Origin of the sequence: Methylobacterium sp. BTF04 (assembly GCF_010692745.1) — a bacterium.
GTDB lineage: Bacteria > Pseudomonadota > Alphaproteobacteria > Rhizobiales > Beijerinckiaceae > Methylobacterium.
Map to the genome: position 1 here is coordinate 117,125 of NZ_JAAHTB010000009.1, position 25,653 is coordinate 142,777.

Annotated in this window: 20 protein-coding genes and 1 pseudogene; 14 read left to right on the forward strand and 7 right to left on the reverse strand. The window is 64.4% G+C overall.

Annotated features, from left to right (window positions below; translation table 11 throughout):
- The first annotated feature begins 94 nt into the window (after positions 1-94).
- Positions 95-1,069 carry a hypothetical protein gene (locus G3T14_RS08045; protein ID WP_163641757.1) on the forward strand — a complete coding sequence of 325 codons (975 nt, stop codon included), beginning with the start codon at positions 95-97 and terminating at the stop codon, positions 1,067-1,069.
- A 215-nt stretch (positions 1,070-1,284) separates the two neighbouring features.
- On the opposite strand, the gene G3T14_RS08050 is transcribed toward G3T14_RS08045, so the two are convergent.
- Together G3T14_RS08050 and G3T14_RS08055 are read right to left on the reverse strand one after the other, a co-directional pair.
- Positions 1,285-3,723 carry a penicillin-binding protein 1A gene (locus G3T14_RS08050; RefSeq protein ID WP_163641758.1) on the reverse strand — a complete coding sequence of 813 codons (2,439 nt, stop codon included), beginning with the start codon at positions 3,721-3,723 and terminating at the stop codon, positions 1,285-1,287.
- Positions 3,724-3,934: 211 nt separating this feature from the next.
- Positions 3,935-5,215, reverse strand: coding sequence for an N-acetylmuramoyl-L-alanine amidase (locus G3T14_RS08055; RefSeq protein WP_163641759.1), 1,281 nt, complete (start codon positions 5,213-5,215; stop codon positions 3,935-3,937).
- A gap of 713 nt (positions 5,216-5,928) precedes the next feature.
- On the opposite strand from G3T14_RS08055, the gene G3T14_RS08060 reads away from it, so the two are divergent.
- Positions 5,929-8,961, forward strand: a complete 3,033-nt coding sequence (locus G3T14_RS08060) for a ribonuclease E/G (protein WP_163641760.1) — start codon at positions 5,929-5,931, stop codon at positions 8,959-8,961.
- A gap of 88 nt (positions 8,962-9,049) precedes the next feature.
- Here the strand turns inward: G3T14_RS08060 and G3T14_RS08065 are convergent, their stop codons facing one another.
- Positions 9,050-10,228, reverse strand: a complete 1,179-nt coding sequence (locus tag G3T14_RS08065) for an aminotransferase class I/II-fold pyridoxal phosphate-dependent enzyme (protein ID WP_163641761.1) — start codon at positions 10,226-10,228, stop codon at positions 9,050-9,052.
- A gap of 166 nt (positions 10,229-10,394) precedes the next feature.
- Between G3T14_RS08065 and G3T14_RS08070 the strand changes: the two genes are divergently transcribed.
- The 7 genes from G3T14_RS08070 to aat all read left to right on the forward strand — a co-directional run bounded on the left by G3T14_RS08070 (position 10,395) and on the right by aat (position 15,644).
- On the forward strand, positions 10,395-11,189 hold the full coding sequence (locus tag G3T14_RS08070; protein WP_163641762.1) for a DsbA family protein: 795 nt from the start codon (positions 10,395-10,397) through the stop codon (positions 11,187-11,189).
- Positions 11,190-11,208: 19 nt separating this feature from the next.
- Positions 11,209-11,670 carry a type II 3-dehydroquinate dehydratase gene (gene aroQ / locus G3T14_RS08075; protein WP_163641763.1) on the forward strand — a complete coding sequence of 154 codons (462 nt, stop codon included), beginning with the start codon at positions 11,209-11,211 and terminating at the stop codon, positions 11,668-11,670.
- Positions 11,671-11,701: 31 nt separating this feature from the next.
- Entirely contained in the window at positions 11,702-12,190 is a 489-nt protein-coding gene (accB, locus tag G3T14_RS08080) for an acetyl-CoA carboxylase biotin carboxyl carrier protein (RefSeq protein WP_163641764.1), read from the forward strand.
- Between the two features lie 14 nt (positions 12,191-12,204).
- Positions 12,205-13,569, forward strand: coding sequence for an acetyl-CoA carboxylase biotin carboxylase subunit (gene accC / locus G3T14_RS08085; protein WP_163641765.1), 1,365 nt, complete (start codon positions 12,205-12,207; stop codon positions 13,567-13,569).
- Between the two features lie 205 nt (positions 13,570-13,774).
- On the forward strand, positions 13,775-14,086 hold the full coding sequence (locus tag G3T14_RS08090) for a hypothetical protein (RefSeq protein ID WP_163641766.1): 312 nt from the start codon (positions 13,775-13,777) through the stop codon (positions 14,084-14,086).
- 424 nt (positions 14,087-14,510) lie between these two features.
- Positions 14,511-14,843: a hypothetical protein gene (locus G3T14_RS08095; RefSeq protein WP_163641767.1), complete on the forward strand. Its 333-nt coding sequence runs from the start codon at positions 14,511-14,513 to the stop codon at positions 14,841-14,843.
- 123 nt (positions 14,844-14,966) lie between these two features.
- On the forward strand, positions 14,967-15,644 hold the full coding sequence (aat, locus tag G3T14_RS08100; RefSeq protein ID WP_163641768.1) for a leucyl/phenylalanyl-tRNA--protein transferase: 678 nt from the start codon (positions 14,967-14,969) through the stop codon (positions 15,642-15,644).
- A gap of 7 nt (positions 15,645-15,651) precedes the next feature.
- On the opposite strand, the gene G3T14_RS08105 is transcribed toward aat, so the two are convergent.
- The 3 genes from G3T14_RS08105 to G3T14_RS08115 all read right to left on the reverse strand — a co-directional run bounded on the left by G3T14_RS08105 (position 15,652) and on the right by G3T14_RS08115 (position 17,515).
- Positions 15,652-16,284 carry a LysE family translocator gene (locus G3T14_RS08105; protein ID WP_163641769.1) on the reverse strand — a complete coding sequence of 211 codons (633 nt, stop codon included), beginning with the start codon at positions 16,282-16,284 and terminating at the stop codon, positions 15,652-15,654.
- Between the two features lie 23 nt (positions 16,285-16,307).
- Positions 16,308-16,949 carry a DUF2155 domain-containing protein gene (locus G3T14_RS08110; RefSeq protein WP_163641788.1) on the reverse strand — a complete coding sequence of 214 codons (642 nt, stop codon included), beginning with the start codon at positions 16,947-16,949 and terminating at the stop codon, positions 16,308-16,310.
- Positions 16,950-17,098: 149 nt separating this feature from the next.
- A complete protein-coding gene (locus G3T14_RS08115) occupies positions 17,099-17,515 on the reverse strand; it encodes an NADH:ubiquinone oxidoreductase subunit NDUFA12 (RefSeq protein ID WP_163641770.1) in 417 nt (138 codons plus the stop codon).
- Between the two features lie 550 nt (positions 17,516-18,065).
- On the opposite strand from G3T14_RS08115, the gene G3T14_RS08120 reads away from it, so the two are divergent.
- The 5 genes from G3T14_RS08120 to G3T14_RS08140 all read left to right on the forward strand — a co-directional run bounded on the left by G3T14_RS08120 (position 18,066) and on the right by G3T14_RS08140 (position 25,314).
- On the forward strand, positions 18,066-21,794 hold the full coding sequence (locus tag G3T14_RS08120) for a vitamin B12-dependent ribonucleotide reductase (protein WP_163641771.1): 3,729 nt from the start codon (positions 18,066-18,068) through the stop codon (positions 21,792-21,794).
- A gap of 487 nt (positions 21,795-22,281) precedes the next feature.
- A complete protein-coding gene (locus tag G3T14_RS08125) occupies positions 22,282-22,653 on the forward strand; it encodes a TIR domain-containing protein (protein WP_163641772.1) in 372 nt (123 codons plus the stop codon).
- 5 nt (positions 22,654-22,658) lie between these two features.
- Complete coding sequence (locus G3T14_RS08130; RefSeq protein WP_163641773.1) at positions 22,659-23,651, forward strand: caspase family protein; 993 nt, start codon at positions 22,659-22,661, stop codon at positions 23,649-23,651.
- Entirely contained in the window at positions 23,651-23,932 is a 282-nt protein-coding gene (locus tag G3T14_RS08135) for a hypothetical protein (protein ID WP_163641774.1), read from the forward strand. Before G3T14_RS08130 ends, G3T14_RS08135 begins: the two co-directional genes overlap by 1 nt.
- Positions 23,932-25,314, forward strand: a complete 1,383-nt coding sequence (locus G3T14_RS08140; RefSeq protein WP_163641775.1) for a metallophosphoesterase — start codon at positions 23,932-23,934, stop codon at positions 25,312-25,314. Before G3T14_RS08135 ends, G3T14_RS08140 begins: the two co-directional genes overlap by 1 nt.
- A gap of 43 nt (positions 25,315-25,357) precedes the next feature.
- On the opposite strand, the pseudogene G3T14_RS24680 reads toward G3T14_RS08140, so the two are convergent.
- Positions 25,358-25,653: pseudogene (locus G3T14_RS24680) on the reverse strand (hypothetical protein); the annotation flags it as partial.

The following is a 25,653-nucleotide window of genomic DNA, read 5'->3' on the forward strand; positions in this document are numbered from 1 at the left end:
CGTCCGACGACCAGTGCACTCATGGCCCGGCGCTGGGCCGTGATTCGCCTCGAGGGCTGGTGCGCCGGAGAGGGAGCCCGTCTAGATACGCGGGATGAGTTCCCCTGCCCCGACGCTGTCCTCCGATGACGCCGCCCTGTCCCATCCCGACGTCCATATCGGCACGGACGGATGGCTGTTCCTCGTCGGCGGCAGCAACGCCGTCCTGACGCAGTACCGCGAACCCGGCGTCGCGCGGGCCGATCTCTGGCGCTGGCGCCGTATCCTGGAGGCGCGGACGTTCCGCTGCGCCCGGCTCGGGGCCCGGTATGTCCATGTGGTCGCGCCCGAAAAGCTCGCGATCTACGATCACGCCCTGGGCGACCTCGCCCTCGATGCCGGGCGGGCCCCGGCGCTCCGGCTGGAGCGTTGGCTCACCGCGTCCATCGCCAGACGGGCCTGGATCGACCTCGTGCGTCCGTTCCGCGCCGGCTCCGAGGGAGCTGCCCTCTACCGCCGCACCGACACCCACTGGACCTTCGACGGCTGTTATCTCGCCTACCGGGAAATCTGCCGCCGCCTCGGCGTGGCACCGCGCGATGACATCGCGTCACGCCGGACCGGCGTCGAGACGACCTTCAGCGGCGATCTCGGCCTGAAGTTCACCCCGCCGCTCACCGAGCGCGCCGAGCCCTGCCTGTTCGAAAGCGAAGCGCGGCGCATCTACGCCAACGACCTCGTCACCACCTTCGAGGCGATGGGGCGCGGGCGGGACGCGCATATCGGCGCCCATGTGGTCTTCCGAAATCCGTCGCCGCAAGCCGACCCACGGACGCTCGTGCTGTTCGGGGATTCGTACGCGCACCACACCCCGAATCCGTGCACCGGCACCCTCACGCCGATGCTCGCCGACACGTTTCGCGAGGTCCACCTGTTGTGGTCCACCAGCGTCGACTGGGGCTATGTCGCACGGGTGCGGCCGCATTTCGTGGTGTCGGAGATCGCCGAGCGCTTCCTGGTCGACGTGCCGCAGACGGGCTTCACTATCGAGAAGCTCTCGGCCCTGGCCCTCGCGCGCAAGACTGCTTGAGGCAAGAGCCGCTTAGGCAAGACCGCCCGATTCAATGCGGCTGGGCCGATGCAGGCTGAGCGAATGGACGCCGCTTGATCGCGTCGGTCTCTTGCAAGCGCGGGTTTCGGAGAGTTCGCGCCCCTCACCCCAACCCTCTCCCAAAAGGGAGAGGGAGTCTGTTCAGGCCGTTCCGACCGCGGTGATCGACCGGAAGCCGTGTCGTCGCCTAGCGGTCAGTAGAGGCCGCCGGCCTGCGCTGCGCGGTCGGCATCCGGCGGTACGGACGCGGGAGCGGCGGGCGCGCCGCCCGCGGACGGTGAGGCGACATAGCTGTCCGGCGGGGCGGTGCCCGGCTTGAACGCCTCGAGGATGGTGCCGGCGCCCTCGCCGGAGCCGGCGCGCATGCCCGACGCCACGTTGACGCGGATCAGCTTGATGCCGGGCGGGACGCGGAACGGCGTGGGCGGCTTGTCCTTGAGCGCCTGCTTGAGGAAGTCGAGGGCGATGGGCGCCGAGAGGCCACCACCGGTGGCACGGTCGCCGAGCGAGCGCGGCTTGTCGAAGCCGAGATAGACGCCCACCGCGAGGTCCGGGGAGAAGCCGACGAACCACGCGTCTTTGGCGTCGTTGGTCGTCCCGGTCTTGCCGGCCAGCGGCTTGCCGATCTGCTTGAGCAGGGTCGCGGTGCCGCGCTGGACCACGCCTTCCATGATCGAGACCATCTGGTAGGCGGTGAGCGGATCGAGCACCTGCTCGGAATCGTCCACGAGCTTGGGCTCGTCCTGGCCCGACCACTTCTCCGCATCGCAGCCGATGCACTTGCGGGCGTCGTGCTTGTAGATCGTCTCGCCGACCCGATCCTGGATGCGGTCGATCAGCGTCGGACGGATTCGCCGGCCGCCATTGGCGAGCATCGAATAGGCGGTGACCATGCGCATGACCGTGGTCTCGCCGGCACCGAGCGACATCGGCAGCACGGGGAGCATGTCGTCGTAGACACCGAAGCGCCGGGCATATTCGGCGATGAGCGGCATGCCGACATCCTTGGCGAGCCGCACCGTCATCAGGTTCTTCGAGTGCTCGATGCCATAGCGCAGGGTATGCGGGCCGCCCGACTTGCCGTCGTAGTTCGACGGGCTCCAGGCCTCCTGGCCGGGGCCGGCCTCGATGGTGATCGGCGAATCCTGCACGATGGAGGACGGGGTGTAGCCGTTGTCGAGGGCGGCCGAGTAGACGATCGGCTTGAACGACGAGCCCGGCTGGCGCTGCGCCTGCGTCGCCCGGTTGAACTGACTCTCGTCATAGGAGAACCCACCCACCATGGCGTGGACGCGGCCGGTATAGGGGTCCATCGCCACGATGGCGCCGGAGACCTCGGGCCGCTGGCGCAGGCGGTACTGTCCGCGTCCGCCATCCATCGCCTCGACATAGACCACGTCGCCGGCATTGAGCGCGGCGGATGGCGAGCGGCCGGTCCAGCGGGTGCCGTCGGCGGCGATGGTGCCGGTCTCGCGATCCTTTGAGATCTGACCCGACGATTCGCGGCGCGGCTGCAACCCGATCTGGGCGGTGCCGCCGCTGGTGCTCAGCACCACGGCGAGGCGCCACGGGGCGACGTCGCCCAAAGCCGGAACCTCGGCGACGGCCAAGCCCCAGTCGCGTCCGACGAGGTCGACCTTGGCCTGGGCCCCGCGCCAGCCATGCGACTGGTCGTAGCGGATGAGGCCGTCCACCAGCGCCTTGCGCGCCCAGGCCTGCATCTTCGGGTCGAGGGTCGCCCGCACCGAAAGACCGCCCTCGTAGAGCTTCTTCTCGCCGTAGCGCTCGGCGATCTCGCGCCGGACCTCTTCGGTGAAGTAGTTGGCGTTGGCGGCGTTGGCGAAGGCGACGCGCGGGTTGACGCCGAGCGGCATCTTGCGGGCGGCCTCGCCCTCTTCCTTGGTGATGTAGCCGTTGGCGGCCATCAGGCCGATGATCTCGTTGCGCCGGTCGAGGGCCTTCTGGGTCTGCCGGTAGGGGTGGTAGTTGTTGGGCCCCTTCGGGAGAGCGGCGAGATAGGCCGCTTCGTTGATCGTCAACTCGTGGACCGACTTGCCGAAATAATCGAGCGCGGCGGCCGCGACGCCATGCAGGTTGCGGCCCGGCACGATGGTGCCAAGGAAGATCTCGTTGAGATAGAGTTCGAGGATCTTGTCCTTCGAGTAGGTCGCTTCGATCCGCAGCGCGATCAGCGCTTCCTTGATCTTACGGTCGAAGGTCTGCTCGTTCGACAGGAGAAAGTTCTTGGCGACCTGCTGGGTGATCGTCGAGGCGCCCTGCCGCTTGCCGCTCTTGGCGTTGGTCAGCGCTGCGCGGACGATCCCCTCGGGATCGATGCCGCCGTGCTTGTAGAAGTTCTTGTCCTCGGCCGATAGGAAGGCCGCGACGACGATCTTGGGCATCGCCTGGATCGGCAGGTAGAGCCGACGCTCGGTGGCGTATTCGGCGAGCAGGCTGCCGTCGGCGGCATGGACGCGGCTCATCACCGGCGGCTCGTAATTCGCGAGCGCGGCGTGGTCCGGCAGGTCCTGGCTGTACTTCCAGTAGAAGAACGCACCGGCAGCGGCCAAAACGACGAACAGCATCGCACCGATGCTGAACAGGAAGCCAAAGAAACGAAGGATGAAGCGCATCCGGGTCCCGTCCGTCGATGGATCGTCCGCCGGTCACTCGCGCAATCGGAGTCCACACGCAAGCAAGCTCGCGCGCAAGAAACTCGCCACGCATCGAGGGCGACGGTCATGAGCAATGGCGGCGATCGCGTGGTTCCCCGCGCGGCCGTTCCCGCCGAAATCTCGACGTCGGGCTGACCGGGGCGCCGTGAGCCCCGGTTTCACTACCTATCTATGGTGAAACTGGGGCGATTGCCGCCGAGCGTCGTGCCGGCTGCGGCCGGGTGAGCGAGGTCCGGTTGCCGAAGAAGGCGTCGATGGCCTTGGCCATGCCGCCGGTCACGTCGGCGCGCCAGCTGTCCGATTGCAGCAGATCGAGGTCGTGCTGGCTCGACAGATAGCCGAGTTCCACGAGCACCGAGGGCACGTCGGGGGAGCGCAGGACCATGAAGCCGGCCTCGCGGTGGGGCTTCGGGCTCATCGCCATCACCGGGCCGAGCTGCGACATCAGGCCCTTGGCAAAGCCCGACGAAAAGGTGCGGGTCTCGCGCAGGGTCAGCTCTTGGAGGATGTCGGCGACGTGGCCGGGTCCTTCGTTCGATTCGGTGCCGGCGGCAGCATCGGCCTTGTTCTCGCGTTCGGCGAGCTTGGCTGATTCGGCGTCCGTCGCCTTTTCCGAGCCGGTATAGATCGTGGCACCGCGCACCTGCGGGGCGGCCGAGATCGAATCGGCGTGGATCGAGACGAACAGGTCGGCCTTGGCTTCGCGGGCGATTCGCACGCGCTCGGAAAGCGGCACGAAGACATCGCGGTCGCGGGTCATCCGCACCCGGTAGCGTCCGGAGGCTTCGAGGCGGCTCACCAGCGCCTGGGCGAACCCGAACACGATGTCCTTCTCGAACACACCGGTGGCCGCGATGGCGCCCGGATCGGTTCCGCCATGGCCGGCATCGACCATGATCACCGGCCGTGCATCGGTCGGTTCCGATGGCGCCACGATCTTGCGAAGCGCCGGCGACGGATCGCTCGATACCGCGGCGCGGCGGAAGGCATCGCGGTCCGCGCGCTGGAATTCGACGCTGAGCAGCACCGCGCCGTCGCGGGGCCGGGTGACGGTCTCGATCCGGCCCACGGTGGCGGCCTGGGCGAGATCCACGACGATCCGGGACCGACCCGGTGCGAACAGGCCGTAGCGGAACGACGACACCAGGCCCTCGCGCTTGCGCCCGGTCTCGGCCCCGAGTTGGAAGTTGACCTCCGCCAGATCGATCACGGCCCGGTCGGGCCGCTCCATCACGAAGGCGCGCGCCTCGATCGGCTTCGACAGGGTGAGGGTGAGCTTGGTCGCGCCGTTGGCACCCACCGAGAGATCGGCCGCGATGGCGACGGCGGCGGTCGCCACGGTGGAGGTGTTCGTCTTGGCCCGATCGCCGTCCTGGGCGTCGGCGGGCAGGCCGGCCATGAGGGCGAGGGCCACGGCGCAGGTGCGGATCAGGCGGGCATGTGTCGGCATCGATCCGGCAACCGTTTCCGTGAGAACGTGACCCTGTCGCTTTGGACCTATGCGATACGGGCCGGATGGTTAACCGTTCCTCAAGCCGGCCGGTTCGGTTGGACGGTGCTTGTTGCTCGGGGGCGACAGCGTCGTGACGCGAATGCCACCGGAAGAGACTTTAACGCCTTGCCAAGAGCCCGCGACGATCTGTAATGGTAGAGTCCCCTTCCCGGTGCCGGGCGGTTTCATCCGCGGCCCGCGGGCGTATTGAGGCATCCGCCCCGGTACCTTCGCAGTCGGTTCACCGCGTCAGAAACGTCGGCTTCTCTCAAGTCCGGGCGGGTGTCGGTTCATACGGCGGCGTTTTTCGTCGCCGCGCCGTTCTTGAAAAATCTGCGGCTGGTCCGAGGACCGGTCCACAAGTCTTCGCGAGGTCAGGGAAGGGATGGTCGGACGCACAGCATCGGTTGCCGTTGCTCGTGTTCAACGCTTGCGCGATTCGCGTGGCGCCGCCTACCCGTCACCCCTGGCCAGGATCAACCCCACGCGCGCCGATCTCCGGCGCCCAACGGCGGTTGACGGCAATCCCTTCCCCACAGCCCCCGCGACTCCGCTTTTCGGGTCGTCGCGCGCGTTGACCGTCCGTGCCGATGGGCCGGGACGGGGCGGCGCGCTTTCGGGGCCGCTCGGTTCGAGGAGAACGACGTCGGCCGCCATGTCGAAAGTTCGTCATGGCCAACAACAACAAGATGCTCATCGACGCGATGCATCCGGAAGAGACCCGGGTCGTCACGGTTCACGGATCCCGCGTCGAGGAATTTGATTTCGAGGCCGCCAACCGGCGGCAGCTTCGCGGAAACATCTATCTCGCCAAGGTGACGCGGGTGGAGCCGTCGCTCCAGGCCGCCTTCATCGAGTATGGCGGCAACCGCCACGGCTTCCTCGCCTTCAGCGAGATCCACCCGGACTATTACCAGATCCCCCTGGCCGACCGGCAGGCGCTGCTGGAAGACGAGGCGCGCGACGCCGAGGAGCATCGCGAGCGCGAGGAGCGCAAGCCGCGCCGGCGTTCGCGTGGCCGCCGCGCCGAGGCCGCCTCCGCCAAGACCGGCGAGACGGTGAGCGCCGAGGATAGCTCGGAGCTGACCGCCACCGACGGGCAGACCGGCGAAGGTCATGATGGCGGAGAAGGCCACGACGCCGCGTCCGCCGATGTCGCCCCCGCCCATGAGCACCACGATGCCGAAACCCACCTGACCGATGCCGGCGACTCCGCCGGAGCGGATGCGCTCGCGCCGGGAAGCGACGCCTCCGCGGACCTGCCGCAGGACGCCCTCGACTCCGCGGCGCCGTCCGACGCGTCGGTGGAGCCCGCTGCTGAGCTTGCGCGCGAGGCCGATCCGATGGGCGAGCCCGCCTCGGAGCACGATGGGCAGGCCGAGCCTGTGGCCGAAGGTCATCCGGAGGCTGCGGCCGACGAATCCGACGATGAGTCCGAGGACGAATCCGACGAGGATGAAGAGGACGACGAGGACGAGGATGAGGAGTCCGACGAGGACGACGATTCCGACGACGAGGATCACGAAGGCGAGGACGGCGAGCACGAGCAGAAGATCGCGCAGGTCGGCGGCAACGGCGATGTGCTGGCCGAAATTCCCGAGCGTCCGCGCACCTACCGTCGCCACTACAAGATCCAGGAGGTGATCAAGCGCCGCCAGATCATCCTGGTCCAGGTCGTCAAGGAAGAGCGCGGCACCAAGGGCGCGGCGCTCACCACCTACCTGTCGCTCGCCGGCCGCTACTCGGTGCTGATGCCCAATACCGGCCGGGGCGGTGGCATCTCGCGCAAGATCACGTCGGCCGCCGATCGCAAGCGCCTCAAGGAAGTCGCCCAGGATCTCGAGGTGCCCGAAGGCATGGGCGTGATCCTGCGCACGGCCGGCGCCTCGCGCACCAAGCCGGAGATCAAGCGCGACTTCGAATACCTGATGCGGCTGTGGGAGAGCGTGCGCGAGCTGACGCTGTCCTCCTCCGCTCCGGCTCTGGTCTACGAGGAAGGGTCGCTGATCAAGCGCGCCATCCGCGACCTCTACAACAAGGACATCGACGACATCCTGGTGGCGGGTGACGAGGCCTACCGCGAGGCGCGCGACTTCATGCGCATGCTGATGCCGGGCCAGTCCAAGGTGGTTCAGCCCTATCGCGACCCGACGCCGATCTTCGCGCGCCACGGGGTCGAGCAGCAGCTCGACGCGATGTTCTCGACGCACGTGACGCTCAAGTCCGGCGGCTATCTGGTGATCAACCCGACGGAGGCGCTCGTCTCCATCGACGTGAACTCCGGCCGGTCCACCCGCGAGCACGACATCGAGGATACGGCGCTCCGCACCAACATGGAGGCGGCCGAGGAGGTCGCCCGCCAGCTGCGCCTGCGCGACCTCGCCGGCCTCGTGGTGATCGACTTCATCGACATGGAGGAGAAGCGCAACAACCGCGCTGTCGAGAAGAAGCTCAACGAGTGCCTGAAGAACGACCGCGCCCGGATCCAGGTCGGCCGGATCTCGCCGTTCGGTCTGCTCGAGATGAGCCGCCAGCGCATCCGCACCGGCATGCTCGAGAGCTCGTCCCTGCCGTGCGTGCATTGCGGTGGATCGGGCTTCGTGCGGGCCACGTCGTCGGTGGCTCTGCAGATCCTGCGCGCCATCGAGGAATCGCTCCTCAAGAGCGCGACGCACAACCTCGTGCTGCGCACCCGGACCGAGGCGGCGCTCTACATCCTCAACCAGAAACGCGCCCACCTGCGCGAACTGGAAGTGCGCTTCTCGGTGACCGTGACCATCGCGGCCGATGAGCGGCTTGCCTCCACCGCCGCGTTCCAGCTCGATCGCGGCGAGCCCGCCATGCGGGCCGAGGGGCCGGTCACCGGCATTCGCGCCGTTGCAATCACCTCCATGATGGAAGCCGACGACGAAGCGTTCGAGGACGACATCGTCGAAGGCGAGGTTGAAGCCGAGGTGGAGTCTGAGGCCGGTGAGCCCGAGACCGAGGCGACCCGCGACGAGACCCGCGAAAAATCCGCCGAAGGCGGTGAGGGCCGCGGCCGTCGCCGTCGTCGTCGGCGTCGGGGTGGACGCCACGAGACCGGCGAACAGTCTGGCACTGACGACAACCAGAACGAATCGGACGAGGACGGCGAGGCCGAGGGCTCCGACGAGGTCGCGGCTCAGGCCGAAGGCGACGAGACCGTGACGGCACCGGAGGCCGCGCCCGAGGGTACGCAAGCCACCGACGAGGATGGCAACGGCCGTCGTCGTCGTCGTGGCCGCCGCGGCGGTCGTGGACGCGACCGCGATGGTCGCTCCCGCGATAGCGAGTCGGACGTCTCGGCGTCCGACGACGATCAGCACGCCGACGCACCGACCGCGTTCCTGAACGCCGAAGAGCCGGTGAGCGCCGATGCGGTCATCGAAGCCACCTCGGCGCCCGAGCCGGTCTCCGTCGAGCTTCCGGTCGCGCAGACCCCTGAGGCCGCCGATGCGCCGCACGCCGATCGCGAGGCCCCGGTCTCCGAGTCGGAGACCTCGGTCGAGGTCTCGCAGGCTGCCGAGCCTGTGGCCCCCACGCCGGTGCCGGAGGATCGGCCCGTCCGTGCTCCGGAGCCGACACCGGAGCCGGTGGCGGTGATCCTCACCCCGGCCGACCCGGATCGCCCCAAGCGGGCCGGCTGGTGGTCGCGCACCAAGGCCGCGCTGACCGGCGAGTGATCGCCGCGGCATGATCTGAAAGGTCTCGGGAGGGGACGGGCGTCGGCGCCCGTCCCCTTTTGCGTTGCCGATACCGCTACTCGATGCGTCAGCGCAGCCAGGTCTGGAGGCGCTCGACGGCCTCGCGACAATCGCCGTGCGAGCCCGCGAACGAGAAGCGGACATGGTGGCCGCCATCCACCGGGTCAAAATCGAGCCCCGGAGTTGCCGCCACACCGGCCTCGTCGAGCATCCGCCGGCAGAAGGCGGAGGCGTCGTTGGTCAGGCCCGACACGTCGGCATAGAGATAGAATGCGCCATCCGCCGGGTGCGTCCGCCCCAGGCCGAGACCCGGAAAGGCATCGAGCAGCAGGGCGCGGTTCGCAGCGTAGCCGGCCCGCGTCTCGGCGATCTCCTCCACCGCGTCGAAGGCGGCCAAGGCGGCGACCTGCGAGAGGTAGGGCGCCGAGATGTAGAGGTTCTGGGCCAGCCGCTCGATCGGGCGCACCAGCCATTCCGGCACCACCATCCAGCCGATGCGCCAGCCGGTCATGCTCCAGGTCTTGGAGAACGAGTTGATGATTACGGCCTCGTCGTCGTAGCGCAGGGCGGTCTCGGTGGGCACGCCGTAGCTGAGGCCGTGATAGATCTCGTCCGAGATGAAGCGGATGTTGAGGTCGCGCGCCGTCGCGCACAGGTCGCCGAGACGCTCCGGCTCGATCACCGTTCCCGACGGGTTGGCGGGGCTCATCACCAGGATGCCGGACAGGGGGTTGCGGGCGTGTAGCGCCCGCAGGCCCTCGCCGGTGGGGGCGAAGCGATCCTCCGCCCGGAGGGTCAGGGGCGCCGGCACCAGATCGAGGGCGTTGAGGATGCTGCGATAGGCCGGATAGCCCGGCTGGGGCACCGCCACGTGCGCGCCCGCATCGAACTGGCTCAGGAAGGCCAGGATGAAGCCGGCCGAGGAGCCCGTCGTCACCACGATCCGGCTCGCCGGCACGCGAACGCCATAGGTCTCTGCATAATGCTGCGCGATCCGCTCGCGCAGGGCCGGAAGCCCGAGCGCTTGCGTGTAGGGCAACCGGCCATCGGCGAGGGCGGCCTGGGCCGCGGCGATCACCGCCCGCGGTGCCGGACCCGACGGCTGGCCCACCTCCATATGGACCACGCCCTCCCCGCGTTGCTCGCGCGCGGCGGCCGCCGACATCACGTCCATGGCGAGGAACGGCGCGACGCGGGCGGCCCGGTGCGAGGGGCCGGCGGTGCGGAAGGGGATGGGGCGGGTCATCCCCCCTCCATAAGCGGCGCGACCTGTCTTCGCCAAACCACGCGATCGCGTATCCGAGATTGACCGGCCGCCGCGAAAACGCCTAACCCGGCGGCTAACCGCTCGATCACGATCCACGATCTCTCATGGTCGGCCCCGTACGGCCGGTCGCGCCCCGCGAGGACGTATGCCCCTGCTCCGTTCGCTTCTCACCCCCTTCGTCGTCGCCGGAACCCTCGGCCTGGCGATGCCTGCGGCCTTCGCCCAGACGCCGCCGACCGCGCCCGCTGCCCCGTTCACCGACGCGCAGCGCCAGGGCATCGAGGCGATCATCAAGGATTATCTCGTCAAGAATCCGGACGTGCTGCAGGAAGCCATCGCCGAGGGCGAGCGTCGCCAGCAGGAGACGCAGCGCCTCGCACAATCGGCGGCCCTCAAGGATTCGCGCGACGCCCTCGTCAATTCTCCCCACGGCGTGGTGGTCGGCAACCCCACCGGCGACGTCACCATGGTCGAGTTCTTCGACTACAATTGCGGCTATTGCCGCAAGGCGCTCACCGACATCCAGGCGCTGATCAAGGCCGATCCGAAGCTGCGCGTGGTCCTCAAGGACTTCCCGGTGCTCGGCGCCGAATCCCTCGAGGCGAGCAAGGTGGCCCTCGCCGCCAAGCAGCAGCTCAAGGGCGACAAGCTGTTCGAATTCCACACCAAGCTGCTGGAGACCAAGGGCCGGGTGAACGGCGAGCGCGCCCTCGCCGTCGGCAAGGAGATGGGCCTCGACGTCGCCAAGCTCATCAAGGACGCCCAGGGTCCCGAGGTGAAGGCCGCGCTCTCTGAGAATGTCGGCCTCGGCGACAAACTTGGTCTGTCCGGTACGCCCGCCTTCATCATCGGCGAAGAGGTCATTCCCGGCGCCGTCGGGATCGATCCGATCCGCAAGACCATCGCCGACGTGCGCCAGTGCGGCCACGCGAGCTGCTGACGGATCAGGCGCGCCTCCGATGATCGCGATCCATGTCCTCAATGGACCGAACCTCAATCTGCTCGGGCGGCGTGAGCCCGGCATCTATGGTTCGGCCACCCTCGACGACATCGAGCACGCTCTGCGGGCGCAGGCCGAAGGTTTGGGGGTCGCCCTGACGTTCCGCCAGACCAATCACGAGGGCGAGCTCGTCGGATTCGTGCAGGAAGCCGGTGCGGCCGGTGCGGGCATCCTCATCAATGCGGCGGCCTACACCCACACCTCCATTGCCCTGCGCGATGCGATCAGCGGCAGCGCGGCTCTTGCGGTCGAGGTGCACCTCTCCAATGTCCATGCCCGTGAGACCTTTCGGCACGTCTCGCTCATCGCCCCGGTCTGTGCGGGGGTGATCTGCGGGTTCGGACCCACCAGCTATCGTCTCGGTCTCGATGCCCTCGCCGGGCTGATCGACAGCCGAAACGCCGCCGCTTCCCAGAACTGATCGTCAAGACGAGCCGATGCCCAAGGAGCCGATGTCCAAGAACGACCCTTTCGATCCCGAGCTCGTGCGTGAACTCGCCAAGCTCATCACCGAGACGGATCTCACCGAGATCGAGGTCGAGAAGGGCGACCTGCGCATTCGCGTCGTTCGCCGGATCGAACCGGTGCAGATGCAGATCGCCGCTCCGGCGCCGATGCCGGCGGTGATGGTCGCGCCTGCCCTGGTCCCCGCCCCGGTGGCTGGCCCCGGTGGGGCGGTCGAGCGGGCAAAGGCCGGAGCCGGTCATCCGGGCGCGGTACCCTCGCCCATGGTCGGCACCGCCTATCGGCGACCCTCGCCCGAGGCGAAGGCGTTCGTCGATGTCGGCTCCAAGGTCGAGGCCGGCGAAAAGCTGATCCTGATCGAGGCGATGAAGACCTTCAACGAGATCGTTGCTCCGCGCGCCGGTACCGTCACCGCGATCTTCGTCGAGGACGGCCAGCCGGTCGAGTTCGGCGAACCCCTCCTCGTCATCGAGTGAGCGGAGAGCGTCCCATGTTCGACAAGATCCTGATCGCCAATCGGGGTGAGATCGCCCTGCGCATCCTGCGTGCGGCGAAGGAACTCGGGATCGCGACCGTCGCCGTCCACTCCACCGCCGATGCCGATGCGATGCATGTGCGCCTCGCCGATGAGAGCGTCTGCATCGGCCCGCCGGCCGCGCGCGACAGCTACCTCAACATTCCCTCGATCATCGCCGCCTGCGAGATCACCGGGGCGGATGCGGTCCATCCCGGCTACGGCTTCCTCTCGGAGAATGCCGGATTCGCCGAGGTGCTCGCGCACCACAATATCGGGTTCATCGGTCCCAAGGCGGAGCATATCCGCATCATGGGCGACAAGATCGAGGCCAAGCGCACCGCCAAGCGACTCGGCATTCCGTGCGTACCGGGGTCGGAAGGCGCGGTCGAGGAGCCGGAGGAGGCCAAGCGCATCGCGGCCGGAATCGGCTATCCGGTGCTCGTGAAGGCGGCTTCGGGTGGCGGCGGCCGCGGCATGAAGGTCGCCCGCTCGGAATCCGAACTCGAACAGGCGATCGGCATGGCCCGCACGGAGGCGAAGGCGGCCTTCGGCGACGATGCGGTCTACCTCGAAAAGTACCTGGAGAAGCCGCGCCACATCGAGGTGCAGGTGCTCGGTGACGGCCAGGGCAATGCCGTGCATCTGGCCGAACGCGATTGCTCGCTCCAGCGCCGGCACCAGAAGGTCTGGGAGGAAGGCGGCTCGCCGATCATCGACACGGCGACCCGTGCCGAGATCGGCGGCATCTGCGCCCGCGCGATGCAGGAACTGAAGTACCTCGGCGCCGGGACGGTGGAGTTCCTCTACGAGGACGGCAAGTTCTACTTCATCGAGATGAACACCCGGATTCAGGTCGAGCATCCGGTCACCGAGATGATCACCGGGATCGACCTCGTCAACGAACAGATCCGCGTCGCGTCGGGCCTGCCGCTGTCGGTGACCCAATCCGACATCAAGGTCGAGGGCCACGCCATCGAGTGCCGGATCAATGCCGAGCACCCGGCGACCTTCCGGCCGTCACCGGGCCTGATCACCTATTTCCACCCGCCCGGCGGCCTCGGTGTGCGGGTCGATTCCGCGGTGTTCCAGGGCTATCGCATTCCACCGCATTACGACTCGCTGATCGGCAAGCTCATCGTCCATGGGCGGACCCGAAACGAGTGTTTGATGCGTCTGCGCCGGGCGCTCGACGAGTTCGTGGTCGACGGCGTCGATACCACCCTGCCGTTGTTCCGAACGCTGGTCCGGAATGCCGATGTCCTGAACGGCGACTACGATATCCATTGGCTCGAACACTTCCTGGCCGAGGGTGGTCTGGACGAGAAGGAAAGCGGCTGAGACGCGACGTGTCTCGGCCGGCCTGCGCGGGCCTTGCTCGCTTGAAGACATCCGGACTGGGCGTTGTTCCTGATCGTTTTTTGTAGAGGCGATCGGAACGGCCCAAGGGTGGGCACCGTTTTCAGACCATGACTGGACCGATCGGTCGGGCCGCGACGGCTCTCACCGATCAGGCCCTCACCTGATCACGAGGACTCACTGTCTTATGCGTTTCACCAAACTCATCTTCGTCGGCGCCGTGATGTTTGCGACTCCCGCCCTCGCGCAGGCGCCCAACGGCGATGTCGGCCAGCCGTCGCGCGCCGTTCCCCAGGCGGGAAGCACCACCGGCGGCCCGCTCGACAATCCGTCCAGCCGCGATATGGCGCCGGCCTCCGGAGACGCGATGCGCCCGGCCGGTGAAGCCGGCATGGCGCCCGTGGCCGGTGCGGTGGATTCGGCTAAGTCCGGCAATGCCGACCAGACGAACAAGCCGGTGTCGAACACTGGCAGCACCTCGGGCGGCCCGGCGCGCTAAAGCGACGGCCAATCCGGAACGACATCGAGGCCGGTCCCGCGTGGGGCCGGCCTTTTTTCTTGGGCTCGGTCCGCCTTTGGGCGAAGGCGGTTCGGTCGGCGAGGTGTGCGACCGCACCGAGGGTCCGGACGATTCGACGGGGCCAGGCCGCCCGTGACGTGTCGAAATCGGGCCGCCGCGACGTCCCTCGTCGACAGTTTCGACAAATTCGCCAGCGTCTACAGATGCTTCGCATTGGGTCGGGACTGGATCCTCGAATGTCAGCCCTGCCATCCTGCGACAGATCGCCGGCTCAGCGATGGCCGGAACCGAGCCGGCAAATAGGACTTCTCACTCCACGCCGGCTGGAACAGCGCGCCCTCTGCAGGGTGCGCGTCCGAGAGACCGGACTCTGAGCGACCCCAACTTTTTCCGAAAGAAACCGATGCGTACCCTTTCCTTCGCCCTCGTCGTTGCCACCCTGACCGCCACGACCGCCTTCGCGCAGTCGCCATCCGGCAATGTCGGGCAGCCCGAGCGCGCCTTTCCGCAGGGCGGCAACACCACCCGTGGCCCGATCGACAACCCCTCCGTCTATGGCGCCTATCGCAACGCCGACGGCCGGACCGACATGGACGTCACCGGCAGCGTGAAGGATGTGCCCTTCACCTCCAACCGCGAGGCGATCTTCGAGGATTCGGCCAAGGGCGGCAACGCCGAGCAGCCCAACCGGACCGTTCCGAATCTCGGCACCACGGCGGGTGGCCCGAACTACTGAAGACCACCGATAATCGGGTGTGATCGCGGCGAGGCATCGAGCCTCGCCGATTTTCGTTCGAAGGCCGCGTTCCCACGCGCGATCCCCTGGCCTTCCTGCTCCGGCGGCGCCACAGTCCGGCCTATGCTCGACGGCGACCGCGTAGACATCACGCCCGAAATCCTGCTCAAGGCCTACGCGGCGGGCATCTTCCCCATGGCGGAGGATGCCGACGATCCGGCGATCTATTGGGTCGAGCCGCGCGCACGCGGCGTGCTGCCGCTGGACGGGTTCCATGTCGCGAAGCGGCTCGCGCGGACGGTCCGGTCGGACGCGTTCGAGGTGCGCACCGATCAGGATTTCGACGCCGTGATCTCGGGCTGCGCCGCCCCGCGCCGCGATGCCGAGCGCACCTGGATCAATTCCCGTATCCGCGAGCTCTACGGCGCCCTCTACGATCGGGGGCATGCCCATACGGTCGAGGTCTATGCCGAGGGTCGCCTCGTCGGCGGTCTCTACGGGGTCTCCCTCGGCGCGGCTTTCTTCGGTGAAAGCATGTTCCACACGGTCCGGGACGCCTCGAAGGTGGCACTCGTCCATCTCGTCGCCCGCCTGCGTGCCGGTGGCTACCGCTTGGCCGACACCCAGTTCGTCACGGAGCACCTGACGCAGTTCGGCGCCGAGGAGGTTCCGCGGCACGTCTACAAGCGACGGCTGGCCGACGCGGTCGCCTGGCGAGCGACGTGGGATGTGTGGCCGCGCGATACGCCGATGCGCGGGGCCGATGTCCTGGCCGCACTCAGCCCTGGTCCCGAAGCCTGAGCGGTGCTCAGCGCCGCGTGTCGAGGGCCATGCGGACGGCGAGGCCACCGAGGACGCCTCCCATCAGCCAGCGCTGGAGCGTCAGCCAGGTCGGGCGCTTGGCGAGAAATCCGGCGATCGAGCCCGCCGCGATGGCGATACCGGCATTGACCACGAGGCTGACGGCGATCTGCGTGCTCCCGAGAACGAGCGTCTGACCGAGCACGTCGCCGCGCTCGGGGGCAACGAATTGCGGTAGCAGCGCGAGATAGAGCATCGCGATCTTCGGGTTCAGCAGATTGGTCACGAGCCCCATGACGAACAGTCGCGTCGGGCTGTCGGCCGGCAGATCACGCACCGCGAAGGGGGAGCGACCGCCCGGCCGCAGGGCCTGCCAGGCGAGGTAGGCGAGGTAGAACGCGCCGGCCAGACGCAGCCCGTCATAGGCATAGGGCACAGCCAGCACCAGGGCGGTAATGCCAAAGGCGGCGCACAGCATGTAGACGAGGAATCCCAGCGCGACGCCGCCCAGCGAGATCAGACCGGCTGTCCGTCCCTGGCAGATCGAGCGGGAGACGAGATAGACCATGTTCGGTCCCGGCGTGAGGACCATCCCGAGCGACACGGCGGCAAAGGCGAGGATCGTCGCGATCTCGGGCATCGGGGCTCCTGGTTCGCCGGGCGCTACCGGAAGATCGCGTCGAAGATCGATTGCGGCTCGCGCGGCTGCGGCGGAGCCGGGGCCGGGCCTTCGTTCGACGGGAAGAACTTTCGCGATGGCTTCTGCCGGGGCTGCACCGGAACCCCGCGCGGCGCCTCCACGTCGACCTGACCGTTCGGGTTGACCTGCTGGGCGGTGCGCGTCGCGTCCTGGCCGGCGCGGGTCCGCCGGGTCTTCTCCGGCTTGGAGGCCATGACCGGCACGTCCTCCTGCTCCTTGGCCTCGGCGATGACGTCGCTGCCGCCCTTACAATCCACCAGCCAGACATCGTAGATCGGATGCTCGATGGCGTGCAGGCCGGGGCTCGCCGCGAACATCCACCCGGTGAAGATGCGACGATATTTGTTGTCGAGGGTGACCTCGTCGACTTCGAGGAAGCCGGTGGTCTTCGGGCTCTCGGTGGGCGGCCGGCTGTAGCAGACCCGCGGCGTCAGCTGCAGGGCGCCGAACTGGACCGTCTCGTCGACGGCGACCTCGAACGAGACGATCCGGCCGGTGATCTTATCGAGACCGGAGAACACCGCGGTGGGGTTCTTGATCTTGTCGGCCGCCGCCGGCAGGGCGCACAGACTGACGGCGGCGGCGCAGAACACCAGACGCTTCAGGGCCGGGCGCGGAAATCGTGCGGTGCTGCGGCTCAAGGCTCGCCCCTCTCGAGTGCACGTCGCACGGTAAGCGACGGCGTAGTGGGCGGTTAACCGCGCAACATTGGTGGAAAAAGGGCCGTGCCGGTCCGGTCGCGCGAATTCGCGGCTCAGTCACCCGGGCTCCACGGGGCATAATCCCCCGTCGCCGCCGGACGCTTTCCGATATTGAGCTGCGACCCCTTCGGCCGGTAGGCGCCGCTGGTGCCGGTCAGATTCTCCACATGCGGCTTCTGCCACTCGCGCGGGACGTAGGTCTCCTCGCTCGGGGGCACATCGCCGTTGTGGCAGAGCCAGCCACGCCAGCCGGGCGGCACCTTCGACGCATCGGCATAGCCGTTGTAGACAACCCAGCGCCGCTCGGTGCCCACCGAGCGATCGATCAGCGGCCCCTGCGCCCGGTAATAGGTGTTCCCGGCCTCGTCGGTACCGACGAGCTGACCCTTCCGCGCTGTGTAGAGCGCGAGCGACATGGTCTGCCCGTTCCACCACGTGAAGATTCGCAGAAGCGTGTCCTTGAGAGCCATCGCGTTCGCCTGAAAGGGGTCTTGGAGAGAGAGGTCAGCGACTTGGACGAAGGCTTTGCGCCCCGCCGGTGCGTCGCGCCGGACTATGGTGAGGCAGTCCGGCGAAGTCCAGCCGCGGCGCCGACGCGAGGTGATCCGCCGCCCGCCCCTCGGGTGCGTCCCGATGCCCCCACTTGCGCCCATTAACCAAACCGCGACGCAGCAGCGGTCCGGCTCAAGCTGTGCGACGAAAATTTTCCGCGGCCGAATCCGGCAAGCCCAAACAGCACTTATCGGACCGACACCGCTATCCACAGCTTTCCGCGCGATGACACAACATCTAGTCCGGAACGTAGCCGGCACACACAAGTTGTTGACGCGAACCCCGCCGACGCGGTAGTTTACCGACATCGCCGAAGCGGTTGCGCCGAGCGGCGGATCACTGATTTTCGATCGACTGACACGCGCATCGCGGGCGTTCGCGGACGCTTGCCATCTTCATTCTTGAGAACAACGCGGCTGGTGCGGTGCGCCGGGGCGAATCGTCGATTCGACGAGGGAGACAGGTTTCATGCGGTTCGAACGGCGCCTCACCACGGCCGGGCAATCCCCCTACGCGACCATTCAATTCCGCAAGGTGCTGAGCGAGATCCGCAATCCGGACGGCTCGGTGGTGTTCCGCCTCGAGGGCATCGAGGTTCCCGAGAGCTGGAGCCAGGTCGCCAGCGACGTGCTGGCCCAAAAGTACTTTCGCAAGGCCGGCGTCCCCGCCCGCCTGCGGAAGGTCGAGGAGAACGACGTTCCGTCGTTCCTGTGGCGCTCCGTCCCCGACGAGGCCGCTTTGGCAGAGCTTCCCGAGGGCGAGCGCACCGGTTCGGAGACTTCCTCGACCCAGGTGTTCGATCGCCTCGCCGGCTGCTGGACCTATTGGGGCTGGAAGGGCGGCTATTTCACCTCCGAGGAGGATGCCTCCGCGTTCCTCGACGAGCTGCGCTTCATGCTCGCCCGCCAGATGGTGGCGCCGAACTCGCCGCAATGGTTCAACACCGGCCTGCATTGGGCCTACGGCATCGATGGTCCGGCACAGGGCCACTACTATGTTGACTATCGGACCGGCGAACTGACGAAGTCGGCCTCGTCCTATGAGCATCCGCAGCCGCACGCCTGCTTCATCCAGGGCGTGCAGGACGACCTCGTCAACGAGGGCGGAATCATGGACCTGTGGGTGCGCGAGGCGCGCCTGTTCAAGTACGGCTCCGGCACCGGCTCGAACTTCTCGATGCTGCGCGGCGAGAACGAGAAGCTCGGCGGCGGCGGCAAGTCGTCGGGGCTGATGTCGTTCCTCAAGATCGGCGACCGGGCGGCCGGCGCCATCAAGTCCGGCGGCACCACGCGCCGCGCCGCCAAGATGGTCATCGTCGATATCGACCACCCCGACATCGAGTCCTACATCGATTGGAAGGTGAAGGAGGAGCAGAAGGTCGCCGCCCTCGTCACCGGCTCGAAGATCGTCTCGAAGCACCTTCAGGCGGTGATGAAGGCCTGCACCCAGTGCGAGGCCGAGGGCGATGCCTGCTTCGACCCCGAGCGCAATCCGGCCCTGAAGAAGGCCGTGAAGGCCGCCCGCAAGGAAATGGTGCCGGACGCCTACACCAAGCGCGTGATCCAGTTCGCCCGCCAGGGCTTCACCAAGATCGACTTCCCCGTCTACGACACCGACTGGGATTCCGAGGCCTACCTGACGGTAGCCGGCCAGAACTCCAACAACTCGGTGTCGCTGACCGACGACTTCCTGCGTGCGGTGGAAGCCGATGCGGACTGGGACCTGAAGGCCCGCACCACCGGCAAGACCACCAAGACGCTGCCGGCGCGCGAGCTGTGGGACAAGATCGGCGAGGCCGCCTGGGCCTCGGCCGATCCGGGCCTGCACTTCAACACCACCATGAACGATTGGCACACCTGCCCGTCGGGCGGGCGCATCCGGGCGTCGAACCCCTGCTCCGAATACATGTTCCTCGACGACACCGCCTGCAACCTGGCCTCCGCCAACCTGCTGACGATGTACGACCAGGCCACCAACCAGTTCGACGTCGCCGCCTTCGAGCACCTCAACCGGCTCTGGACGGTGGTCCTCGAAATCTCGGTGCTGATGGCGCAGTTCCCGTCGAAGGAGATCGCCGAGCTCTCGTTCCGCTACCGCACCCTCGGTCTCGGCTACGCCAATATCGGCGGCCTGCTGATGAGCATGGGCCTGCCCTACGATTCCGAGAAGGGTCGGGCCTTGGCCGGTGCGCTCACCGCGATCATGACCGGCGTGGCCTATTCCACGTCGGCCGAGATGGCCGGTGAACTCGGGGCCTTCCCGGCCTACGAGGAGAACGCCGATGCCATGCTCAAGGTGATCCGCAACCATCGCCGCGCCGCCTATGGCGAGGCGGCCGGCTACGAGTTCCTGAGCATCGCACCGGTCCCCCTCGACCTCGCCAACGTGCCCCAGTCCGATCTCGTGGAGCGCGCGAAGATCGCCTGGGACCGCGCCCTCGCCCTTGGTGAGGAGCACGGGTTCCGCAACGCGCAGGCCACCGTCATCGCCCCCACCGGGACGATCGGCCTCGTCATGGATTGCGATACGACTGGGATCGAGCCGGACTTCGCCCTGGTGAAGTTCAAGAAGCTCGCCGGCGGCGGCTACTTCAAGATCATCAACCGCGCGGTACCGGACGCCCTGCGCACCCTCGGCTACCGCGAATCCGAGATCGCCGAGATCGAGGCCTATGCGGTGGGCCACGGCTCGATGGGCCAGGCGCCGGCGGTCAATCCCGGCAGCCTGCGGTCGAAGGGCTTCACAGACGACAAGATCGCGGCGATCGAGGCGGGATTGAAGTCGGCCTTCGACATCAAGTTCGTGTTCAACCGCTGGACGCTGGGCGACGACTTCCTCACCACCGTGCTCAAGGTCCCGGCCGAGAAGCTCAGCGACCCGACCTTCGAGATCCTGCCCTTCCTCGGCTACACCCGGAAGGACATCGAGGCCGCCAATACCCACATCTGCGGAGCGATGACGCTGGAAGGCGCGCCGCACCTCAAGGTGTCGGATTACGCGGTGTTCGATTGCGCCAACCCGTGCGGCCGCATCGGCAAGCGTTACCTCTCGGTGGAGAGCCACATCCGCATGATGGCGGCAGCCCAGCCGTTCATCTCGGGGGCGATCTCCAAGACCATCAACATGCCCAACGACGCCACGGTCGAGGATTGCAAGAACGCCTACAAGCTGTCCTGGACCCTGGCGCTGAAGGCCAACGCCCTCTACCGCGACGGCTCCAAGCTGTCGCAGCCGCTGAACTCGGCTCTCATCGCCGATGAGGAGGAGGATGCCGACGACGTGATCGAGGCCCTGGTCGCTCAGCCGGCCAGTGCCAAGGCGGCGCAGCTCGCCGAGAAGATCGTCGAGCGGGTGATCGAGCGGGTCGAGCGCATCCGTGCGCGCGAAAAGATGCCCCACCGTCGCAAGGGCTATACCCAGAAGGCCGTGGTCGGCGGGCACAAGGTCTACCTGCGCACCGGCGAATACGATGATGGCCGCCTCGGCGAGATCTTCATCGACATGCACAAGGAAGGCGCCACCTTCCGGAGCCTGATGAACAACTTCGCCATCGCGATCTCGCTCGGCCTCCAGTACGGCGTGCCGCTCGAGGAGTATGTCGAGGCCTTCACCTTCACCCGGTTCGAGCCGGCCGGTCTGGTGCAGGGCAACGATGCGATCAAGAACGCGACCTCGCTTCTCGACTACGTGTTCCGCGAGCTGGCCGTGTCGTATCTCGGCCGCACCGATCTCGCCCACGTCAATCCGTCCGAGATCGGCGGCACGGTGATCGGCGGCGGCGAGAGCGACACCACCCGCGAGCCGGGCAAGCCCGAGCAGACCGCCGCCAGCGTCGTGTCCCGCGGCCTCCTGCGCGGCTCCGCCGACCGCCTCACCCTGATCCAGGGCGGCCCGGCGGGCGGCACCGTGGGTGTCGGCGCCGCCAGCACCGGGCAATCGACCCCGGCCGGCGGCGTGGTCCACGCGGTGCGGGGCGCGACGGCGCTGAAATCCGAGTTGGAGGAGGACCGGACCGTCACCCTCGGCTTCGCACAGCCCGTTGCCCAGCCGGCGGATACCAAGGCGACGCGCCGGGCCGAAGCCAAGCTGAAAGGCTATGTCGGCGAGTCGTGCCCGGAATGCGCGAACTTCACCATGGTCCGGAACGGGACCTGCCTGAAGTGCGACACCTGCGGCTCGACGACGGGTTGCTCGTAACGGCTCAGGATCGACGCTAATGTAGCGAAGAGGCGAGTTTGGGCCCAAAAATAGGGGAGTTTGGGCACTCGCTACAGGCAAGTTTGGTCCCAACAGTCAGAAACCGTGAAGTCGGCGGGCAAAGAGTGGTCATTGCCTGGTAGCGATGAGAGGCATCGTGGGAGATGAGCAAACAGTGCTCATCGCCCATGATGCGGACGAGAACAAAACAAGTACGGACCGATACGCATCGGGTACGTTCATCAACGAAGGTTGGAATTTAAACCATCGAACCTTGGCTGGAACAAATAGTGAATCATGGTGGTTGTATAATGCCAACCCTACGTTGGCCTGCAGGCCAGCCGCGGCATATACATCCGATTTTGCTAATTCCATAGCTTGGGTCAGCTCTTTGCTATGGAAGCCATTGTGCCCGCTCAAGTTAAAATGGATAAAATGGAACTTTAACAGGCAGCATCTGAGACTATAATTTGATTGGGAGAGTCACATGGCCGACAAAAAAGTGATATTTGTTGCATTTGCTATCGAAGACGTAACGCAACGTGACTTTTTGAAAGGTCAGTCGTTAAATACTTCGTCTCCGTTTGAATACATCGATATGTCTGTGAAGGAGGCATACGATACGGGCTGGAAGGACAAGGTTAGGACTCGAATAAAGCGGTCCGATGGTGTGATCGTTCTAGTTTCTAAAAACTCTGCTGCGTCCACTGGTCAAAAATGGGAAATTCAGTGCGCCAAAGAGGAAGGCGTTAAAATACTCGGAATACGAGCCTACAAAGATGATAACGCTACAATAGCTGGTATAACTGTTAAAGATTGGACCTGGGTTGCTATTTCTACTTTTATTGACTCGTTGTAATCATAATGCGAAAAGCTCTGATAGTTGGGATTGACTATTATACAGACCTTACCCAGCTTCATGGCTGCGTAGGCGACGCAAATGCCGTGGCGACCGTACTCGGTCGTCACTACGATGAGTCAGCAAATTTTACCGCCCCAAAGGTTCTTGTAGCGGAAGGGGTACACAATCTTGTAAGTCGAAAAAATCTCCGCGATGCTATTGAAGCTCTCTTCGCTGATAAAACTGAAATTTCCCTTTTCTACTTTGCAGGACATGGCTTCGTAGACGAGACGTCTGGTTTTCTTTGCTCAAGTGACTGCAGAGACGGACATGATGGCCTATCGTTACATGATGTAATGGTCTTAGCGAGGAATTCTCCTGCAGCTAACAAAATAATCATTCTTGATAGCTGTCACGCCGGCGTTGCTGGCAATCGTGCTGGTGGAGATAGCGCGGATCTTAGTCATGGTATGACCATTCTCACCGCATCTACCGAAAAACAATATTCTTTTGAAGGTGGAAATGGAGCCCCGGGCGTATTTACAAATCTCATGGTGAATGCCCTTGAAGGTGCGGCAGCAAATTTGATCGGTGACGTCACTCCGGGCAGTGTCTACGCACATATCGATCAATCGCTTGGCCCATGGGGTGGACAACGCCCTGTTTTTAAAACGAACGTTCAGAAGTTTGTTTCTTTGCGGCGCGCGAAACCACCGATAGATTTTGAGGACTTGCGAAAACTCGCGACATACTTTCCAGAGGAAGGCTTCTTGCTTCAGCTAGATCCTTCCTATGAGCCTGAAAGATCGCAAGAGCAAAAAAACGACCCAACTATTCCGGCGCCTGATCCTACAAAGAACGCGGTTTTCAAAACATTGCAAAAATATGTGACAGTCAATCTCGTTTGTCCGGTTGATGCACCACATATGTGGCATGCAGCTATGTATTCAAAATCTTGCAGGCTTACCATTCTGGGCGAGCACTATAGGCGTCTCATATCTGGGAATCTGATATAATGGCTGCCTCATTAACAACTAACGCTGAACTCATTGAAGAACTTGCATCGATAGAGCACCAGAGATGGGCGCACTGGCAAAAGTATATGCATGAGAAGGCAACCAAGCAGCCCGATGGATCTCTCGTTTTGCCTGCAGACCTTGTAAAGCGATGGGAAAAGCAGATCGGCACACCTTATGATCTTTTATCTGCCTCCGAGAAGGAAAGCGATCGAGAACAGGTCAATTTGTACCTGCCTGTGATTGATAAGTTCATTTCAAAAATCGAAAGCGAATTCTGATGTCCAATAAGTTCGAAACTTTTAGAGATCCAGTCTTATCAATTTTTCAGTCCGCTGTTTCCGAAGTAGCCGCCAAAATCGACGCCAAGCCCAATACAAACGCACGAGGATTTGAACAAGGCCGCCCACAAAGATCAGCTTCAAGCATACTAAATGAACTGGCATTAGAAATTGCGTCAGCCGAGTACAATTCTACTCAGAGGGTGACGATTAACACGAACGCTACGCTCACTCCCCGAGAGCTTTCTAAATCTGGGATTACTAAAGTTTGTGCCGAGATGGCATTTAGATATCTTAAAGCAATGGCCAAAGGGGACAAAGTCGAAGTTGCTCGATTAGTTGGAGAGTACACAACAAGTACATGCGATCTTGAGTGGGCTACCACACTCGCAGAGTATTACAAATATTTCGGCACTGATGGAAATCTTAGGCCTATACCGTATATCCGTGCTTCCGACATCGGACCGAGCGTTATCGAAATCAAATCTGATGCTCGTATCGCCCTTGTCAGCGATTGGGGAACCGGCGCATCTCCGGCAATGGAAGTTTTGAGAAACATTAAAGCTGCAGATCCTGATATATTCATCCACTTAGGAGATATATATTATTCCGGCACACATTTGGAATGTAAGAATAATTTTCTGGAGCCGATAAACAAAATTCTTAGATCAGATAAAGACATTCCAGTTTTTACGATATCTGGGAACCATGATATGTACTGTGGCGGCATCGGGTTTTATGACTTGATTAAAACTCTAAACAAGCCCCCTTTGCAGCAGTCAGCAAGTTTTTTCTGTTTAAGAGCAGCTAATGAAAAATGGCAGATTTTAGGGCTCGATACTGGACTTCATGATTACAATCCTGCTGGTGTCAGTGCCGCTATTACTTATTTGGAAGAAGATGAAATTGAGTGGCACTGTGAACGCATTCGTGAATTCAGTGGTCGAACTATACTACTGTCACACCACCAACTTTTTTCAGCGTTTTCGCCTATTGGTCCAGCCCTTCAAGGTAAAAGATCTCCATTTAATTCAAATCTGCTAAAAGCATTTAATAGCATGAATGCGGATGGTAAGGTATCGGCTTGGTTTTGGGGTCATGAGCATTCGCTCGGCATTTATAAAGATTTTGTGGGCCTGAAATACGGTAGATGCATCGGACACGGTGCAGTTCCAGTATCGGTTGTAGACAAGATTTATGATGTCTTTCCCGATTTAGATAATGCTCCAGAGATGATTGAAGGCTGTGAACTTAAAACTCAGGGTGGAGTGTATAATCATGGGCACACCATACTAAAATTTGGCGGTGAAACATGCACAGCGGAATACTACCAAGCGTCATTAAATGGAAATAACTTAATATACCGAGAAGTAATAAATTGAATATCATCTCTGCCTGCGGCGTTTAGCGAACGGCGCGAAGACCTCAGTTCGATAGGTCGGAAGCAGGAGCTTCCTCCATCCTCGCCTTGATATCCCCTGAGGTGACCGGACGCCAATCCCAGCAATCCACCCCGACGTCGAGGCTTGTCCGGGTAGCCGGAATGCTGCCGTGGGAATGCCCGTAGACGTGAAGGTCGCCGTGCCAGGCATGGGGCCACGTGACGTGCGCGTAATGGCTGGCCCATAGCGCGACCGGTTCAGGCATGCCCGGGTCCTGAACGAAGGTGCGCATCCGGCGAAGGCCGCCTTGCTCCGAGGTCTGTCGACGTCCAGCTTTTC